Here is an 18,768-nt window from a genome sequence, read left to right as displayed (position 1 = left end):
GGGTGAATGAATCGAACTAATTTAGGGAACTGGCTTAGGCAGTATAAATATCGAGAATACGAGCTACGTCATAAGCTCCATTCTGTAAGTCGTAGAACTCACCACTTACCTGTTGGTAGAACTTGATAGCTAGAGTAATAATTACTATTTCGGTAGTTGGAGCTTCGTAAACTAAGGGAGCTAAAACGATAGGCTCAGTTCCAGTTGCAACATCGGATTGGACTACGATAATATCCTTGACCTGTAGGACTTCTGGGCTAATATCAATAATTGCTGCCATACCAATTGCAGCGGCATGGGTAGTACCATCAGGAGCATTTAAGTCCTTCAGGGTGACATCACCATCCAAGAGATTCTTGATGTCAATGGTGGTTTCAGTAGCACCTGCATTGAAGTTAACCTTAATGGGAGCAACGGCTAGAAAGTTGGCATTACCATTTAGCTCAAAGCCTTTGAGGACGGTCTTTGCCTCATTATTGGATAGGATGCGCTTACCCCGTTCGTTAGTATCATCGAGGGCAATGCCAGAACGAACTACTTTTAGCATCCGAGAGGATAGGAATCTATCGCCTATATCCAATACCCGAAGGGCATCACGAATAACTTTGCCTTGTTTGGCGGCTACTGCGAATTCGGAGTTGTTTTCTTTGGTGCGATTGGAAGTGATGGTACGAGACTTGGCTGCCATTTTAGCGTTGCCGTCCTTGTCAATCGTTACGCCATCAAGGGTTCCTTGGTATTTGATTAAGCTGGTTACTTTTGCCATGATATGGAGTTGATATGGGACTGATCTGGATTTGATCAGAATCATCTCTGGATTTGCTATGGATTACCACTGCAAATGACTACTCAGTTGACCGCTCACTTGAGTACTCATCTGACTACTCAGACTACTGGTTGTTAAGAGATTCCATTACTTTTAAAGCTAATGGTGAAGGGGTAGCTTTATTATTTTCCCAGCGTCTTACTGATGCAACTGTCACCCCCAACTCCGCAGCAAACTGTTCTTGGGTCATGCCAAGACGAAAGCGGAGTTCTTTAATAAATTTAGATGTGGGTTGAGTGGTTTGCATAATGCCTCTACATCTAGCGGGTACCATTTGTTATTATGGCTCATCATACTAGATGTAGAGCATATTTAATATTCGCTGGGTAGCATTACCACTTTTCCACATTGATAGAGTTTGATGTTAAAGGTAAGTTCGGCATAGTCGAGATGTTGTTCTAGGAATGCTGGTTCATTTGTATCTCCTCTGGCTGTGATTATGGCTCCATCGCCTTTCCGTTCGGCTTGCCATAGACAAAACTCATAGAGCCTGCCGTTTCGCTTGATTTGATGATGGAAGCTGGCAATGATGCCTAGAAGCCAATGGCATTCTCCTTCGTCAGCCAGATATTTGACTCCATCGGTGATTAGGATGTTGAGGTATCGGTAATGTTGTTCTGTGCCGTAGAATTGTTGTAAATCCGATTGGGTAATCATTTGACTTCTTTTTAGTTTTGCTTAACCCGCAGGACTGAGGGCAAGGATTAGGTTGGATTTACTGAGTTTGGAATAGTTTTTGATTCGCCGTTGTTTTGCCCATGCTTTCAGGTATTTGATGGTGAGGTATTCTCTGGGTAATAGGTCGATCATCCATTGGGGTTTGGTGTTGGGAAATTTGATGGGAACTATAGGTTTGAGAAGTGGTTGAATGGACAGAGTTATCTCTGGTTTTTCGGTTAGAGCATGGATTAGATGGGCAATTAGCTGTAATGTTTCAATTAGGATTATGGTTGCTAGGGCGATCGCCAACAATGCAGTAATTCCTAGTAATTTAACGATAGTTAATGCGATTTTAGTTTTGGTCATAGTTTTCTTGCTAATTTGATTTCAATATCGCTGTAAGACTTTTGTTACTTGATTCTGATGTTCTCCCCTCGTTCACCAAGTTTGGCAAAAGGTAATTCTCGTCCAGATTCCAGAGCTATTCTCACGGTTTCTTTACTGACTTGGACGATCACAGTTTGAAACTCTTTAGGTATTTCAGAAATAGGAGTTAATTCATTTAGGACTAGAGGTGCTTTACCACCATTCTTTACCCTAGAAAATGAAAATCGCTTGGTTTCCAGTTTCTTGATTTCACGGGCTGTAAATACATAGAGCAATGATGCTTTCAATGCCTTTACTTTATTCTCATCTACTGTAGCTAGTTCATCCAATCGCTTTGCTTCAGCTTTTCTTACTTCTGCCCTTGCTTCCAGTTCTCGGATGAAAATACCATAGTTGTCGAGCTTTGAATGCAGTTCACCTTCAAGGCACAACCATTGTTCGATGAAAGCATTATGCTCGTCTTGACTGGCATTGTTTAGGTCAAGTTCTTCTAGTTGATTTTCTAGTTCGTTTAGATCGTGGTTGATTTGGTACAGGGTACTCATATTATTTGTCCTTAATTTCAACCAAACCAAAGGACTACCAGATGGATTTAACTGGGTACTGGATTATTAGGTTATCTATTGTCACAATTAATAAGTTCTCTTCCATACTTTGGGCGATTAATAATCTGTCAAAGGGGTCTTTGTGAAAATTGGGTAAACTATTAACCCTCAAAATGTGCGACATCTGCACGGGTAGTATCTCAAATTGGTTTGAGGCGACTCGACTGGGAATATAAGTTTCGGGTGCTTCAGATAAAGTAAGCTTTCCAGTCCCCACTTTGATAATAATTTCCCATGCACTGACAACACTGAAGTACACATCGTTATCTGGGTTAGCAATAATAGCTTTGGCATTTACAGATAGTTTTGGGTCGTCAGCAACCCACCACAGGAAGGTATGGGTATCAAGGAGTATTCTCATTGCTAATTAATTTGTGAAGCTATCCAAAATATCGTCTGGCAAAGGATCGTTGAAGTTTGTGGCAATGAAGATTTTCCCTTTATCTTGACCTGCTATGCGGGGTTGTCGCTTTTTAGGACTAGGTTTGATTATGGCGATCGCTTCGCCGTTTTCACAGATGATAATTTCTTCGCCCAGCATGACTTGTCCCATTAGTTGGGAGAATTGTTGGCTGGCTTCGGGAATGGTTACTGTTATGGTCATGGATTAATTTTAACTCAAAGTTAAATTGTCGGACTTAGTAACCTAGCAGTGCTGGCAATTTCTGATGTAATTTATCCAGTTTTCCTGCTGAGTATGTCTTCGCCTGTTCGGTAAAAGCCATCAATAAGTTGAATTTAGTTGGCTCTTGAAACTCGGAATAGGTTGGCTTTTGAAACTCGTGCCAAATATTCAAGACTTCACTGGGCGCAACGATACGATCCTCTGCGGCTTTGAAGATTGCCAGCTTTGCTTCATCTTCGGTTAGACCTTCCATCTTCAACCGTTCCAGATTCTTGTAGAGGTTATCAATCTGGTCGGGTAGTTGGCTAAAGGCATCGCCAATCATAGAGTTAATGTCGATCTTGGGAGTATGTTTGCGTTGTGCCTTGAACTCTCCAGAAAAGCAAAGGTTGTCGCAGACAAAGATTCTGGCTCCACCGACGATGCCAGCTTTTAATGATTTATCGTGGGAATTTCTGATGCCGATGCTCCAGCCATGTTCGTTACCTTGGTCAAAGGCGATTACACCAAATAGCCGTTTACCTTTATTTGCCAGTCCGTATGCTTCTGAACGAATGGTTAACCCCGCTTTATCAGCATTTTCTAGGATAGTTTCGATAAAGTCTCGGTGCGGCACTGGTTGCCAAGTGCTTGTATGGTCGGGGGTGGGGATATTATAAACTTCGTTTCTGGTTGCCGATAGTCCGTTGACATGAAGTAGTAAAGACATTTGCTTCTCCTTGAATATTCATAAAATAAATGGGCGAGACTATTTCTAATCCCACCCAATCCGAAGGTTTTGTTTATCCAGTTAACTAAGCTGCCTCTGGTAAGGCATAAACGGTTAGAGCTTCGTATGGAATAGTTTTAGCAAATGCCTTAATTTCCTCAATGCGCTCGGGGGGGTTGGGTTGCCAAGTAAATTCCACAGCATAGTAATTAGTGCCGTTGGTGCGACTGGATCGAGATTGCATTTGGGCAGTTACAGTTCCGCAAGCGATCGCCACTTTACGTTCGGAAAGCTCAAGTACCAATTCATCAAAGTTATCTAAACTCTCGGTCTTAAACAGGATGTGGCTGATGATATTTTGAGCATCAATGAAGATAATCTCTAACCAAGTTTGGAATTCATAGGCAAAGAGTTCATCTTGGATTTTACGGAATGCAAGAATTTCCAGATTCAAAGTTTTACCAAGCATCTTGGCTCCACCGATTTTGAACTGACCAGATTGACAGTCGGCACGATATTGACGGGGTTTGCCAGTGAAGGTGATACCGTTGATTTCATAATTGTCAAACCCATTACTGAAGCTAGTTCCTACAGTTTCAACTTTAACTTTGGGTTCGGCAGTGGTTCAATTCTTCCAAGATCAAGTCGATGTCCTCGGGAAGATAATCAGTTAATTAACAAATTCTCTGGTTCTTGATTTGAATTAAATGAACTAATAAACTCAGATATTTTTGGTCGTAACGAAGATATAATCGAGCATAAGAATTTCCTGAATAATGATAACAATGTTAGGAGCAACCGTATGGATGAGAAAGGTTTTGATTCAACAAATAAAGCTGAAGCTAGCAATTTGTACAATCAAGCTAACGTCTGCGTATCATTAGGTGATTTTACCCGTGCTTTAAGTTATTACTCTCAAGCCATTGCACTTGATAGGAATGAGCCAACGTATTACAACAATTATGCTTCTACTCTTAAAAGAGTTGGTAGATTATCAGAAGCTTTGCAAGTTTACACAAATCTTACCCAATTATTTCCAAAATATACAAAAGCATCCCTTTCCCTCGCTAGTTCATACATTGAAGCTGGTATGAACGAAGAATCAATTTCGGCATATAAAATTTTTCTAAGCGGCTACAAAAATGGAAATTTCGTCTTCAACCCAATAGTTGGTGGAATTGATCAAAGTAAGAGCCTCTTTGGAAATAATGCACTAGAGATTGCTTTTCTAAATTCTATTAATTATCTAAATAAAGAAAGAAAAATATTGGCTATAAAGTCCTACAATTATGCATTAAATCAACTTAATATTTCTGAGTTTCCAGAAATTTATACAGATATTGCCTTAGAATCTATTGCAATAAATAATGCAATTATATCTGCTGATTATGAAAATAATCCTGAGATTTGGCATTATGAAGTCCAGTTTCTAGAGCGTAATGCTGCTATTGGAGATAATTTTGTTAATGTATGGTATCTAGAGACTAATAAGAAGCAGGGACCTTCCTCCTCATATAGCTTAATTATTACAGTTGCTAGAGATTGTGATTACAACTACCCTGTTTTATCTGCGGAATGCGGTATATCCTCGATATGGGAATTAACTCCACCACAAGAAAATTTAGTCATTTATGTTTACAACTTTGATCAACCATCATTTCAATGGTCAAATCGTTCTACATGGGATTCAAATGACCAAGATCAATTGGGTTGGCTTCATTCTAAAGTAATTAATCTCTATAGACCTAAAGAGATTATCATTAGAGTTACTGAACATTTTGCTTTGGCACTTCGTAAATTCTTACTTTGAAACTCATTTGAGAACTATATCTAAAGCTCCAAGCATTTTTCCGTTTGACATCTCAGCTTTTGCAGCTATTATCCTTTAATTATTTACCTTTTACCAATTGATTTATATTGCAATTAGTGTATTTAGTTTATTAATTGGTAGCTTTTCCACAATTTATTTTCCATACTGTCGATACTTAGCAAAAGATAAAGGTATTAAAGATACTCCAGTTCTTGCCTCCATATTTTTTTATTTCTATTCTTCCGTCTGTAATTGTGGAAATCTTATGTTTTTGCAAGTAGAAACTATATAGCCAACAGAAATATTACAATTTGTAGGTTTTGTATTTGTGCTCCATATTCTGGCTTTTCTTCCAACTATCTGGACACTATGATATAGTCAACGAATAAAAAAGTTTTGTTTTTAAAGAGCTAGAAATGCTTAAGCCAAAATTTCCCGATAATTCCTACTAGTAGGAGGTCGAGTAACTTAGTCTTTCCAAAGCATCTATATCTTTCTGTTTATGTTAAAGGCAATCTAATGATTTAGATAAGATGAAATACAAATACAAAATTGAATGTGGTGAGGAAATATTTATAGTCGAAACTGATCAGAAGTTCCCTCTTAATCTCCCAATACATAAATTAGGAGATATCCAAATGCTAGGCACTGGGAATGGCTGCAGTTTTTATATAATTTTTGATTCTGCTAATATTTGTAAGTGTCATACCAGCAGTGATACCATTCCTTACATTAATACTAATAGTTGCATAATACTACAACTATTATAATTATTCAAGCCTGCAAGCGTTCGATTGAATATTGTTTGGCTACCATCGTGAAGGTTTTACCATAGCCAACTTTATAGGGGAGGTAATGGGGAACTCTGGCATAATGTCTGTCCACTAAGTTGTTAAATTTCTCGTTGTGGATTTTGGTGAGTGTGATCACTACCTCATCACTTTCAAGACACGACTGAATGCTTGGAAGTGGTGTAGATATTAACTGAAGCGGTGGGAACACGGCTGAATCCATTCTTACGGGTGGGGGGTGGGCAAAGGAAAAAAGAGAGAAAGGGGGCAGAACCCCCTAGAGTGATTAGCGATTGTGGCGGACAGCAGAACGCTGGGCATTCATCTCTTGCAGGTCTTTTAGCTTGTAGCCGAAGTGCTTACCTGCGAAGTCCACCATCTCATCTACCGTGGCTTTGACAAAGGCTTCATCGAACTCAGCATTGAACTTCTCCCAAGCCTCTGCGTACAACTCCTTGATGTCATCACCATCGAACTCGGCACGACTGAGAGAACCATCGGGTAGTTTGACAGGTGGAGCTACTGCCTCGATCACTCCAAACTCAATGGCATCGCGGAAGACTCTAAAGGTCGCATCTTCCGCGATGCCATTTGCGGAAGGCGATTTGCTCATCACGTTCTTTGCGAGTTAGGGGCTTGAAGTTGGAAGATAAAGCGGATTTGTTGATAGTCATGAAATTTAGTTGAACTCTATACAAGTCGCCAGCATTCAAGCCGAAGCACGGAAAGGGGTCTGGGGAAAATCGTTTACTGGTTCTTGGTGATCCACGCTTGCGGGGCTGAAAGGGAATCGCTTAGAAACTGTGAATTTATCCAGATACATTTCACCCGTTGGAGTGAAGAGACGCGCAGGATGCAAGATTTAAGTATAGGTAGTTCAACTTTTTTATGACAGAGACACCGCTTCGACCAACGCCCCTAACTGAAGAACGGGATTTAGAGCTATCTGACTGCTGTAATGGTTTAGCTTGTCTACGCTATCTGTATCTCTTTCTGGGATGCCCAAAGGTATCTTCTGAACTGCTGAGTTGTTTGAGTTTGAGCAGTTGCCCTCCTGTTTCTATCTGATGTGTTCTAGTCGTGCGTTTAGTCGATGGTTGATGATTTCAGAGTTGTTACCAGTGCTGAGAGTTGTAATACTGAGATGATGAGGTATTTGTCTTAGTCCACGGTTTGAAGTGGGGATTTGCGGTAATGACTGGCTAGAATTTGGAAGCCTTGCTGAGATTTGCCCAGTCTTCTGTCTGCCACGATCCAATCAATCTGGGGTTATGACCATCCTTTGTGCTTGGGAGTCTGCGGCGCGGTGGGAATGGAGCGGGTCATGAGGAGCGAATAGCGTAATGTGGTGGGCAAGCCGTTGGTTGGGGTGGGCGATCGCAGAGATTCTTAGAAATATCTCCTAGATTTATGTGCGATCGCTATAAACATTACTTTGGGGGCGATCACATAAAGTATTCTCTTTTCCAGTATTTGATCCAGAAAACGGCAAAATCGAGCATTTTTCTTGATCACACACCGGAAAGTCATTCTACCCAGAAGGTTTCCGTATAATTAGCACAATCAAGGTGTTTATGCGTATAGTTTATTTATAATACCCAGTTAGGCGGCACAATCCTAGCTAGGGTAGCAGCAAATTAGGGTACGTTAGTAGGAATAATTCCTTAGCTTTCTGAGCTTTAAAAGCCCTACCATTTATCTAGTTCCAGCAGCTTTATGCCTAAAGATTTTGTGTGTAGCGATGAAAAAATACAGATGTCTGTTTCACAAGAGCCTCCTAAATTAGAAAATCGCGTCAAGACTTTAGCAGAAAAACTATATAGACGCATGGATAATAAACCCGCAAAACAACTAAGGGGATTTGTGTTTACGGATTTGGAAAATACGCGTCAAGGAGCAGGAATTAAAGCTCAATTGTTTACTGGGATATTTATGCTGATTTCAGGAATCTCCAGTCTTGGGATATTTGGGTCTTCATTATTGGGGGGATTATTAGTCTGAGGGATCTGTTCTTTCTGTTCATGTTCCTTATCGGCTTATTGCAAATATTATTTGGTATTCGTACTTTGTGGGCAATCCCTAGGAAGCTAAAAACTCTCAATCGGGCTAATCCTAGTGAATTGATCCCCCAGAGTTATTCACTACGTTTAGGTGAAACTATGGTTGTGACCTTCCGCCGTCATTTACTAAGTGGGTATGAAGCGAAGACAGGCGGTAAGGTGTGGGGAAGATTAATCTGTTTAGAAGTTTATCTGTATGCCGTTGCCAATGATACAAACTTCGACGGTAAATATTTTTAGTATTATGATTTACCACCCCTAACGATATTACCCGGCGTTTCCCGAATTGAGCAAGAATGGTTCATTGACATTCCATCTGCTGGCGTTTCCACAATTCGGATTGAAAATTATATCCGGTTCTATTTTATTTTGTGGCATATTGATGTTTGGCTGGAGATTCCAGGATTAATCAAGGATGATTCAGTATTTTGTTTATTAGTAGAACCGGAAGTGGTGTGATGATATACATTACCGTAGATGACTAAGTCGAAGAATTAGCCAAGTCTGTAGGCGGACAGATTAGCTGACAGTCCAACAAATCGGTGGTGTTACAAAGTTGTTGAAGAGATTATATTCGGAGAAGAACAGGAAACTCATAACGGCATTGCTTAAAAGTGAGCGCAAAAGTGAACTTAAATCTGAGCCTATCCTACCAAGAAACTCTGAGATTGTAATGACATCAAAGTTATTTCACATTTTGGAGGTTGGATATGCGCAAAAACTTAGTATTTAAAGCTGCGATGTTATCAATCATGATTTCAGCATCATTATATTTTGGAATTAACGCCTATGGAAGCCAACAGAAGATTCGGGATGGCAATAGCTTAAGCACTTGGGAAGTTAGAAATTCATTCTCATTAAGCGATTTTGGTAGAGCATTTAGAAGTTTTTAAGGAAGGATGTTATGCAATCAGATTATTTAGGAACTAAGCTGAATTTCAAAACCAAACTTTCCTATGGAATTGGCGAAATTGGTGCTTCTATCTTTGTGACTATTCGCGCCTTCTTTCAGTTATTCTTTCTGACGAATGTGGCTGGGTTAAATCCTAGCCTTGCCGGTACGGTGTTATTGATAGGCAGAATCTGGGATGCAGTTAACGATCCAGTCATTGGCTGGTTGAGCGATCGCACGGTCTCTAAATGGGGAAAGCGGCACTCATGGATGCTCTGGGGCAGTATTCCTTTTGCAAGCCTGTCCGTAATGCAATGGATTGTACCAAATTTTAGCAGCGAACTTCAACTCAACCAAATATTCCTCTTTTGGTACTATGCAGCGATCTCTTTGTTAGCAGATACCGCCTTTTCGGCTGTGTTTTTGCCATACTTGGCATTGATTCCCGATTTAACCCAAGACTATCACGAACGTACTGGTTTAAACGGGTTTAAAGCCGCTTTTGGACTAGGAGCGGGAATCTTCGCTTTAATCGTGGCACAGATCATCTTCGCTAAGATATCTAATCCGCAGGATAAATATTTGATGATGGCGATCGCCTTCGCAATTCTATCGACATTGACAATATTTGTTTGCATCTGGGGAACGCGCCCCCAATTGCGCCTGATGAATAAGCACATCAGTATAAATGATCATAACGATAATTCGCCTAATCTCATTGCCCAGATGCGGATTGTGCTAAGCAATATTCCATTTCTGATCTTGATGGGTATTTATCTCTGTTCTTGGATTGCCGTCCAAACTAATTCAGCGATTTTACCTTACTTTGTCGTAAATTGGATGGGATTGCCCGATCAACACTTTGCCCAAGCCGCGATCGCAGTGCAAGGAACGGCTTTAATCATGATGATTCCTTGGAGCATTCTCAGTCAAAGACTAGGGAAAAAGGCGGTCTACTTTCTTGGTATTCCCCTGTGGGCGATCGCTCAAATTGGTTTATTTTTAGTGCAGCCGGGGCAAGTTGTCTTGATGTATGGTTTAGCGGTATTAGCCGGAGCAGGGATTTCTGTAGTCTATCTGATTCCGGGTGCCATGTTGCCTGATGTTATTGACTATGAGGAGTTGCGAACGGGACAGCGACAAGAAGGGGTATTTTATGGATTTGTGACTCAGTTACTCAAGATTGGCATTGCGATCGCTCTCTTTTTAGTAGGAAAAACTCTAGATTGGAGCAATTTTATCCCAACTATCGCGGAGAACTCGCCGCCAATTCAACCAGAATCTGCACTTTGGGCAATCCGCCTGATGATAAGTCTAGTTCCAATTTTGGCATTATTAGGTGGCATATTTTTTGCCTTCGTATATCCCATCTCGCGGCTGAGACATGAAGAGATTTTACTGAAATTAAGGGAGTTGGGGCTTCGTCCTCAAATTCCCCTCAATCCCCATTAAATGAGGTTAATTATGTACGTGAATATGCCCAGAGAAAGCTATAAGGGAGAATTACCTCCTTTGGATCGAGAAGAAGAAAGTTTGCGAGATGCGCTAAAACAAAACTTAGAAATTTTAGCGGGAGAGATCGGCGATCGCAACTATTTGAACTATGCCAATCTCAAGGCTGCTGAGGATTTTCTTAGTAATTCATGGAAAAGCTATGGCTTTGAGGTAAAGAAACAAATCTATGAAGTTAACGGACAGGCATTCACAAATTTGGAAATTGAAATCTTAGGTAGCGATCGCGCTGAAGAGATTGTTGTCATTGGTGCTCATTATGACTCTGTAGCTGGATGTCCGGGTGCTAATGATAATGGCTCTGGAGCAGTGGGAGTTTTAGAACTAGCTAGACTTTTTAGTAAAAAATTAATTAGTGGAAGTAGTCCTAAAAAGACATTACGCTTTGTACAATTTGTGAATGAAGAGCCACCTTTTTATCATACCGAAATGATGGGAAGTCTAGTTTATGCCAAAGCCTGTAAACAGAGAAAGGAAAAAATTGTGGGGATGCTAAGTATTGAAACTATTGGCTATTACACTAACGAACTTGGTAGTCAGAAGTTTCCGTTTCCCCTCGGAGCCTTTTATCCTTCCACAGGCAACTACATCGCTTTTATTGGCAATGCTGCTTCTAAAAAGCTAGTGGAGACTGTAGTTGATTCATTTCGCCAGCATACTCAATTTCCTTCGGAAGGAGCGGCATTAAGCGAACTCATGTCAGCCATTGGCATGTCAGATCATTGGTCTTTTTGGCAAAACGGTTATCCAGCATTGATGGTTACAGATACTGCGCCCTTTCGTTATCCTTACTATCACCGACCCGAAGATACACCCGATCGCGTTTGTTATGGTGAGTTTGCCAGAGTTGTAAGCGGACTAGAGAAAGTAATTAATAATTTAGTGAGTTAAAAGATATCTATGAAACCCAACCATGATAGTATTTCTAGCGCATTTTCACCTGATTATATAACGGCACGATCGCGTTTCTTAGAGGCAGCAAAATCGATTAATTGTGAGATTTACGCCTATCCAATCAAGACTAAAACCGATGACGATCTAACGATTGATGTTGCTATTCGTTGGGGGACATCGCAAAAGGCATTGGTGGTTTCTAGCGGTTTACATGGAGCAGAGGGGTTTTTAGGTTCGGCAGTACAACTGAGTTTACTAAAGTCGGCGATCAATCCCAGAACAACACTTATTTTAATTCACGCCCTCAATCCCTATGGTTTTAAGTATTTACGTCGCACTAATGAAGATAATATCGACCTCAATCGGAACTTTCTCTTAGAGGGCGATCTGTATGCTGGTAGTCCTCCACTCTACGCCAAGTTAAATCAATTTTTTAATCCTGCATCTCCTCCTCCACGATTTGAACCTTATCTATTAAAAGCGATCGCCATAATTGCCAGATACGGCATCAAAGCTATGAAAGAGACTTTACCAGTGGGGCAGTATGATTATCCTCAGGGTTTATTTTTTGGCGGGAAGGAGCCTTCCCAAACTGCAAATATTCTAGAGGAAAATATCCAAAATTGGATCGGTGATGCTCAAAAAGTGATTCATATAGACTTTCATACAGGACTGGGAGCTTGGGGAACCTATAAACTATTTGCGGGAGAAGTTGATAACCCTCAAAAAATTCAGTCGTTAACCGCCCAGTTTGGAGTCGATAAAATCGAAACTTGGACTCCTCAAGGAATCTCCTATCCGATTCGTGGTGGCTTAGGTAAATGGTGTAAAACAAAATTCCCACAATGCGATTATGATTTTCTCACTGCCGAGTTTGGAACTTATCCCACACTTAAAGTTGTAAAAGCTCTACGTGCCGAAAATAGAGCTTTTTGGTATTCGCCAAGTACAAATACTAATCTTAAGGATTGGTTTAAGGAGATATTCGCTCCTAGCGATCGCACTTGGCGGGATGTATGTGTAACTCAAGGTTTAGAAATAATCCAAATGGCAAATCAAGCTTTAAGCATTTATAGTTGAGCTTTAAGCAGGAGTAATTAAGCTTTGACCTCAAACATTCCAGCTTTGAGTGCCTTAGATTTCAGATATTCAGAAAGCGTGCGAGTTATCGAATTGCCCAGAAGCAGTAAGTCAAAACTAGGACTAAATTACTATTCTGATTTGAGATTTAAGTCCCTAGTGAATTTGAACTAAATAGTCCAGAATAATCTTATAACACAAAAATGAGCTTAAAAGTGAACTTAAAACTGAGCTTTTATCTACTAAATCCTGATTCACAATTAACCTAAATCAGAACTCAATTAAATTCAAACCAAAAAACTAACACATAAGGAAAGAGCCATGACATTACGAATCACAACCCAAAAGACAATACAAAAAATATCCATCGGAGTCGCATCCTTAACTTTTTTAACCACGATCGCTTGTACTAGCGTTGAAGCATCCAAATCTATTAATCCTGAATCTATAGCTAGTTCTTCATTAGTAGCCCAAGCAGTATCAGCCCAACAGATAGAGGCTAAGAAGCTAATGGATCGGGGTGATGTTCAGTTTGATAAAGTTAAATATGAAGCAGCAATCAAATCATTTCAGCAGGCACTAACTATCTATAGGCAAATTGGCGATCGCAAAGGCGAATCAGAAGCTTATTTAAGTTTGGGATATACCTATGAGAAACTAGCTAGCTTTCTGAAGGCGGCAGAGTTTTTTCAAATTGCCATAGAACTTGGTAGAGCTACAAAAAATGCTTCAATCGAAGCACAGGGCTTGAATGGGTTAGCTAATATTGATCTAGATCAAGAAAAATATGATAGTGCTGCAAATTACTACAGTATGGCTGTATCCCTGGCAAGTAAAGCAGATGATCGCCCAACAGAATTGATTATCATTGCAAATCTTGCTCAGATTTATAAATTACAAAAAAATACCGCCCTCGCAATCGTCACTTATCAAAAAGTAATTGAAATTGCTCGCACGTTGAAAGATATAAACTATGAACTTGATGCTACGGGTAATATGGCGGACCTTTACTCTGAAAAAGGAGAACACGCTAAGGCGATTGAAACCTATCAAAGATTAGTAGCGATCGCCGAAAAGAATAAATTTCCAGATATTCAGATTATGGCTCTAGCCAGTCTCAGTAATGTCTATTGGAGTTTAGGTGAATATGATAAATCATTTAATCTTGCGATGAGTGCCATTAAGATTGCTCGTTCTGAGAAGGATTTAATAACGGAAGCAAGATTACTAAGCGGGATTGGATATTCCTATCTCGGTCTTGGGAATAGCGAAAAAGCTTTAAGGTTCTACGAGGAATCTTTAACAGTATTTCGTAAGGCTAAAGATATTCAACAAACCGTAAAAGTTCAAGAAGTAATTAATGAGATCAGAAGAACTTTAGGAATGCCCTCTAAACCTGCAATTTCGCCAATATCCTCCTAAAATAAGCGATTTAGAAAAAATGATTTATGGAAAAAAACAATGCAACAACCTTTAAAGCAAAAAGATACAGCCGCATGGATTTTTCAAGTATGGGCTTCCTTTATCATATCTATGGGGGCAATGGGAGCCAGCATTTTCTACTTGCCAAACGATCGCCCTATCGACAATTGGATGAAATGGCAGCTTACCACCACTTTTTTATTTACAGTGAGTTCCACTTTTACACTTGCCAAGACTGTTCGAGATAATCACGAAGCTGTAAAAACTATGGCAAGAATTGATGAAGCTAGAGTTGAGAAAATTCTTGCTGAACATCATCCTTTGAAATAATCTTCGATCGCTCCTAACTCTCTAAGCACGGAAATTTGAGCTTCGGTCACACCTCGCACTCCATAAATATTCATACCTTCATAGGGGCGAGAAATCTTTATAGTTTGAATACAAGTTGCAGTATTCACATCCCAAATCTGACATAAGCCATCTTCACTGCCAGTGGCAAGAAGTCGTCCATCTTCGCTAAATACCACCGACCAAATCCACTTAATTTTAGTGCTGCAATCTAAGCTATGCAACAGCTTACCTGTTTGCACATCCCAAAGTCTTACCGCAGTATCTAATCCGGAACTTGCGAGTATATTGCCGCTAGGATGAATCGCTAGAGCATGAAGTTTGACGCTTAAGTGAGGAACGATCAGGATACATTCGCCTGTGTGGATATTCCATAGACGAATTGTGGAATCTCGGCTGCCACTGGCAAGAATATTACTATTAGGGTGAAAAGATACAACCGCAATGCGATCGTTATGTCCTCTAAGCATTCTCAGGCATTCACCTGACTGGGCATCCCAGATGCCGATCGCTGCATCCCAAGCCCCAGTTGCTAGGATATTTCCATTAGGGCTAAAGGCGATCGCTTGCAACGGTGCCGAATGTCCGATTAAAGTATGCAGGCATTGACCTGTCTGCACATCCCAAAGTTTAGCGGTTTTATCGCCACTAGCGCTGGCAACTAGGTCGCCATTTGGGTTAAACACAGTTTCTCTGACCCAAATCGTATGCCCTGTAAGAGTTTTAATTAAATTACCAGTCTCTACAGCAAAAATCCGAATTAAATTATCCAAACTAGCAGAAGCTAAAAGTCGGCAATCTGGACTCAGACTAGCTTGGAAGGCGTTATGAGTTGGTATGCGTTTTTCACATTTTCCAGTATTTATATTCCAAACTTGAATATTTTGTCCGTCAACTCCACTTAACAAATACAAATTATTTCCTTTAAAGGCAAAGGGAGATATCTCATTTGAGCATCCTTGTAACTTGCGCAAGCAATGACCAGTTTCTGGGTGCCAAAATTTTATACTCTTATCTTCACTACCACTGGCTAAAATCAAGCTATTTGGACTAAATGCCAACGACCAAATCCGCGATTGATGTGCCAACCAATTTCTTAAACAAACTCCAGTTTCTACATCCCAGATCCGTACTGATAGGTCATCGCCAGCACTAGCCAGAAACCTGCCATCGAGGCTAAAGCTAATTGACCAAAGCCGATCGCTATGCCCAGTTAGGGTATTTAGACAAGTCCAAGTGTGAGTTGACCAAAATTTAATGACCCCATTTTCGCCACCTGTGGCAAGCAACTTACCATCGGCACTGAAGGCAAGGGTATAGAGTTCGCTTTCATCGGCTATAACCTGCAAACACACCCCAGTTTTTAAGTCCCAAACTCGAATTGTGCTGTCTAACCCACAACTGGCAAGGATCGGTCTGTGGGGATCGAAGGCGATCGCTCTAGGAATATTTGTATGCCCTGATAAAGTGTGGATCACCCGTCGTTCGAGTAAATCAAGCACACGAATATAGCGATCGCCGCAACTACAGGCAAGATAGTGATTATCTGGACTCAGTACCAGCATAGAAATTCCACCAGTCTGATCAAGTAAGGTAGATTCACAATTACCAGTTTGGAGATTCCATAATTTCACAGTTTGATCTAAGCTACCACTGACTAGGTATTTCCCATCCGTCGCTAGAGCTAGGGCAAACACAATATCTGTATGTCCGTCTATTTCTAAGATGCGCTTACCATTGCTTACCTGCCAGAGTCCGATCTGTCCGTGGCTATCCCCTGTGGCGAGAAATTCTCCATTGGCACTAAATAATAAAGAAATGATATTGAGAAAAGTTTCTCTGAATGTGGATTGAGTGAGGTTAGAGTTACGGAAGTTGGTGGAATGAAGATTTACATCACGCAAATATGCTTGCCAAATCGTCAAATCGGAAAAGTCATAATTAGTCAAATCCGTACCTGCTTGGACAAGTAAGTTGAGGAGATTTCCCGCGGCATAGTCTTTTTTACTTCCCGCCTTTAATTGTAAAAGTAGTTCGCCCAAATAATCGTTCCCAATCCGATCAATAATTGGATTTAATATAAAGCGCACCTGAATTTCACGAATGTAATCTGGCGCAGAAGCTTTAATTAGAGCGTGACTCCGAAACAGCACCCATGCTTTAAATCCTTGGGATAATTCTTGGCTAACCTCTTCTACCAAATAATTTGTCACATATTCCATCACAACTGGCTGTAGGTTAAAGCAGTTATGAGAGGTTTCTAACAAAGATCGCCTCTGTAACGACTCTAAAGTATCTAGTAACTTTTGTCTTGATCCTAAAGATACTAAATCTTCGTGTAATTCCTTAAAGCTAATTGGTTCTCTAGCGATCGCTAGCCAATACATAGCTTCGCGTTCATATATAGAAATCCTGTCAAATTGTCGGGACAGCACATCTTGAATATCTCGGAAACCTAAAATGCCTTGGGATAATAATTCTAGAAATTGCCTTACATCGCCACCCAATAAATCTCGAATTCCTGCTACCACTATCTTTAATGCTAATGGATTACCGCCGTAGTGGGTTATAATCTGATGCCATTCTCGTTCGGAAGCATCCAGAGCGGCGATTTGATTGCAGATTCTCTTCCCATCAGCATCTGACACTCCAGACAGCAGAAGAGATCGCGCACTATTAAACCTAGATAACTCCAACGGTGGCTCCCGACCAGTAAAGACTAAACAACCCTGATGTCTGGTCTCGGCGAAACATCTCACCAATTCGGCATAGCCTTCATATCCGCTTCGATATCTCCCTCTTTCATCCTCGCTCAAAATCGACTCTAGGTTATCTAAGACCAATAAGCAGCGACGATCTTGAATATATCTTGTCACGCGCGACAATTTTTGATCGAAGCCTTCAGTTTCGTTTAATTGCTCGGTGGAAAGCGATAACAATAAATCGCTTAATAATTGATCCACAGGTGGTGCATTTCGCAAACTGCGCCAGATTAAACAGTCAAAGTGAGTGGATACCTGATCGGCAACTGCCACGGCTATAGTAGTTTTGCCAATTCCGCCCATACCTAGGATAGCAATTAATTTGTGGCGATCATTAATTATCCAACTTTCTAATTGTGATATTTCGCGATCGCGCCCATAAAAATCTGAAACATCAGGAGCTTCTCCCCAATCTTGGCTTTGATGAAAAACTTGCTTTATATCTGCTCGCAGCTTAGTTGTAGATAACTTAACTTGTTCTCTATTTCTCGCTCTTGCCTCTTGGGAAACAAGGAGAATTTCGTAGATGGGTACTGCTTCTGAGATATTCTTTAATTCCCTTGCCCCCAGATAATTTGCTTTTAAGGATAGGGTATGCTTAACAACATCATAGACTGTTTGCGATATGCAGATGCCGCCGGGTTCTGCTTCATTTTGAATCCTAGAAGCAATATTTACCCCATTCCCCATCACATCACCATCGCTAAAAAATACATCCCCTAGATGGATGCCTATGCGATGCGCGAGGATAAGTTCTGATATGGAATCTGAAATAGTTTCAGAGAATTTCACCAGTGATTCTTGAATTTCTAAGGCGCAGGCAACGGCAGCGATCGCACTCGTAAAATAGAGCAGTAAACCATCACCTGTGGACTTTAAGACTTGCCCTTCAAAGCTTTGACAAATATCGGTCATCATTTGAAAATCGCGGGCAATTGCTGTTAATGCTTGCTCTTCATGATTTTCTAAATGCGCAGTAAATCCTTGAATATCCGTAAACACAATTGCTGCTAAATTTCTTTTTGTCTCAGTTAGACTTATTTCCTTAGCCATACTTACTTTTGCTGAAATTGTGGATTCATAGATTTCTGCAATCAGCTCTTCAACAGGCACTGCGATCGCCTGCCAATCTTTAATACCTACCGCATCACAGATGGCGATAAAATTATCACGCCTTACCTTCTCACCACTCCAAAATCTTCTCAATGTGATCTGTGAAACATCGGCTTTCATCCACCAAGCCGCACTTCTGGTTTTAGTCCAACCATGTCTCAGACGCGCTCGATTGATAATCTCTAATCCTTCTAACGATGCCTTTAAAGAGTTTGACATAGCTGTTACTTAATTTATTCTCAACTTTTCCCAAGCCTTTCTATTTGGTATGC

At 40.6% G+C, this 18,768-nt stretch carries 21 protein-coding genes; 9 read left to right on the top strand and 12 right to left on the bottom strand.

The window, feature by feature from the left end; all coding sequences use genetic code 11:
* Window positions 1-34: 34 nt before the first annotated feature.
* From SYN7502_RS07235 to SYN7502_RS18225, 9 genes are all read right to left on the bottom strand, one after another.
* Window positions 35-766 carry a hypothetical protein gene (locus tag SYN7502_RS07235; protein ID WP_015168194.1) on the bottom strand — a complete coding sequence of 244 codons (732 nt, stop codon included), beginning with the start codon at window positions 764-766 and terminating at the stop codon, window positions 35-37.
* 124 nt (window positions 767-890) lie between these two features.
* Window positions 891-1,073 (bottom strand): helix-turn-helix domain-containing protein, encoded by a 183-nt coding sequence (locus tag SYN7502_RS07230; protein WP_015168193.1) that lies wholly within the window; start codon window positions 1,071-1,073, stop codon window positions 891-893.
* A 65-nt stretch (window positions 1,074-1,138) separates the two neighbouring features.
* A complete protein-coding gene (locus tag SYN7502_RS07225; RefSeq protein ID WP_015168192.1) occupies window positions 1,139-1,483 on the bottom strand; it encodes a DUF6876 family protein in 345 nt (114 codons plus the stop codon).
* A gap of 21 nt (window positions 1,484-1,504) precedes the next feature.
* Window positions 1,505-1,852 carry a hypothetical protein gene (locus SYN7502_RS07220; protein ID WP_015168191.1) on the bottom strand — a complete coding sequence of 116 codons (348 nt, stop codon included), beginning with the start codon at window positions 1,850-1,852 and terminating at the stop codon, window positions 1,505-1,507.
* A gap of 44 nt (window positions 1,853-1,896) precedes the next feature.
* The gene (locus SYN7502_RS07215; RefSeq protein ID WP_015168190.1) at window positions 1,897-2,418 is read right to left on the bottom strand and encodes a siphovirus Gp157 family protein; all 522 of its coding nucleotides are present in this window, start codon (window positions 2,416-2,418) and stop codon (window positions 1,897-1,899) included.
* 34 nt (window positions 2,419-2,452) lie between these two features.
* Window positions 2,453-2,839: a type II toxin-antitoxin system VapC family toxin gene (locus SYN7502_RS07210; protein WP_015168189.1), complete on the bottom strand. Its 387-nt coding sequence runs from the start codon at window positions 2,837-2,839 to the stop codon at window positions 2,453-2,455.
* Window positions 2,840-2,845: 6 nt separating this feature from the next.
* Entirely contained in the window at window positions 2,846-3,082 is a 237-nt protein-coding gene (locus SYN7502_RS07205) for a type II toxin-antitoxin system Phd/YefM family antitoxin (protein ID WP_015168188.1), read from the bottom strand.
* A 34-nt stretch (window positions 3,083-3,116) separates the two neighbouring features.
* Window positions 3,117-3,812 carry a hypothetical protein gene (locus SYN7502_RS07200; protein ID WP_015168187.1) on the bottom strand — a complete coding sequence of 232 codons (696 nt, stop codon included), beginning with the start codon at window positions 3,810-3,812 and terminating at the stop codon, window positions 3,117-3,119.
* A gap of 85 nt (window positions 3,813-3,897) precedes the next feature.
* Window positions 3,898-4,281 carry a hypothetical protein gene (locus SYN7502_RS18225; protein WP_051023593.1) on the bottom strand — a complete coding sequence of 128 codons (384 nt, stop codon included), beginning with the start codon at window positions 4,279-4,281 and terminating at the stop codon, window positions 3,898-3,900.
* Between the two features lie 30 nt (window positions 4,282-4,311).
* On the opposite strand from SYN7502_RS18225, the gene SYN7502_RS19655 reads away from it, so the two are divergent.
* Together SYN7502_RS19655 and SYN7502_RS07190 are read left to right on the top strand one after the other, a co-directional pair.
* Entirely contained in the window at window positions 4,312-4,509 is a 198-nt protein-coding gene (locus SYN7502_RS19655; protein WP_144050183.1) for a hypothetical protein, read from the top strand.
* Window positions 4,510-4,614: 105 nt separating this feature from the next.
* On the top strand, window positions 4,615-5,622 hold the full coding sequence (locus SYN7502_RS07190; RefSeq protein ID WP_015168186.1) for a tetratricopeptide repeat protein: 1,008 nt from the start codon (window positions 4,615-4,617) through the stop codon (window positions 5,620-5,622).
* 774 nt (window positions 5,623-6,396) lie between these two features.
* Here the strand turns inward: SYN7502_RS07190 and SYN7502_RS20495 are convergent.
* Both SYN7502_RS20495 and SYN7502_RS07180 read right to left on the bottom strand, forming a co-directional pair.
* Window positions 6,397-6,552: a hypothetical protein gene (locus tag SYN7502_RS20495; protein ID WP_210391330.1), complete on the bottom strand. Its 156-nt coding sequence runs from the start codon at window positions 6,550-6,552 to the stop codon at window positions 6,397-6,399.
* 147 nt (window positions 6,553-6,699) lie between these two features.
* Window positions 6,700-7,026, bottom strand: a complete 327-nt coding sequence (locus tag SYN7502_RS07180) for a hypothetical protein (protein WP_015168184.1) — start codon at window positions 7,024-7,026, stop codon at window positions 6,700-6,702.
* A gap of 1,142 nt (window positions 7,027-8,168) precedes the next feature.
* On the opposite strand from SYN7502_RS07180, the gene SYN7502_RS07175 reads away from it, so the two are divergent.
* The 7 genes from SYN7502_RS07175 (at window position 8,169) to SYN7502_RS07140 (ending at window position 14,603) form a co-directional block, all read left to right on the top strand.
* The gene (locus tag SYN7502_RS07175) at window positions 8,169-8,414 is read left to right on the top strand and encodes a hypothetical protein (RefSeq protein WP_144050182.1); all 246 of its coding nucleotides are present in this window, start codon (window positions 8,169-8,171) and stop codon (window positions 8,412-8,414) included.
* Between the two features lie 20 nt (window positions 8,415-8,434).
* The gene (locus SYN7502_RS07170) at window positions 8,435-8,713 is read left to right on the top strand and encodes a hypothetical protein (protein ID WP_015168182.1); all 279 of its coding nucleotides are present in this window, start codon (window positions 8,435-8,437) and stop codon (window positions 8,711-8,713) included.
* Between the two features lie 664 nt (window positions 8,714-9,377).
* Window positions 9,378-10,817 carry an MFS transporter gene (locus SYN7502_RS07160; RefSeq protein ID WP_015168180.1) on the top strand — a complete coding sequence of 480 codons (1,440 nt, stop codon included), beginning with the start codon at window positions 9,378-9,380 and terminating at the stop codon, window positions 10,815-10,817.
* A gap of 24 nt (window positions 10,818-10,841) precedes the next feature.
* Window positions 10,842-11,768 (top strand): M28 family peptidase, encoded by a 927-nt coding sequence (locus SYN7502_RS07155; protein WP_144050181.1) that lies wholly within the window; start codon window positions 10,842-10,844, stop codon window positions 11,766-11,768.
* 9 nt (window positions 11,769-11,777) lie between these two features.
* Window positions 11,778-12,851: a M14 family metallopeptidase gene (locus tag SYN7502_RS07150; RefSeq protein ID WP_015168178.1), complete on the top strand. Its 1,074-nt coding sequence runs from the start codon at window positions 11,778-11,780 to the stop codon at window positions 12,849-12,851.
* A gap of 321 nt (window positions 12,852-13,172) precedes the next feature.
* Entirely contained in the window at window positions 13,173-14,273 is a 1,101-nt protein-coding gene (locus SYN7502_RS07145; protein ID WP_015168177.1) for a tetratricopeptide repeat protein, read from the top strand.
* Window positions 14,274-14,312: 39 nt separating this feature from the next.
* On the top strand, window positions 14,313-14,603 hold the full coding sequence (locus SYN7502_RS07140) for a YiaA/YiaB family inner membrane protein (protein WP_015168176.1): 291 nt from the start codon (window positions 14,313-14,315) through the stop codon (window positions 14,601-14,603).
* Here the strand turns inward: SYN7502_RS07140 and SYN7502_RS07135 are convergent.
* On the bottom strand, window positions 14,588-18,715 hold the full coding sequence (locus tag SYN7502_RS07135; RefSeq protein ID WP_015168175.1) for a WD40 domain-containing protein: 4,128 nt from the start codon (window positions 18,713-18,715) through the stop codon (window positions 14,588-14,590). The two genes, SYN7502_RS07140 and SYN7502_RS07135, sit on opposite strands and share 16 nt — an antisense overlap.
* Window positions 18,716-18,768 lie beyond the last annotated feature (53 nt).

Origin of the sequence: Synechococcus sp. PCC 7502 (assembly GCF_000317085.1) — a bacterium.
Lineage (GTDB): Bacteria > Cyanobacteriota > Cyanobacteriia > Pseudanabaenales > Pseudanabaenaceae > PCC-7502.
The sequence above is the reverse complement of the archived record's forward strand: the minus strand, read 5'-3'. Positions and strand labels throughout refer to the sequence as shown.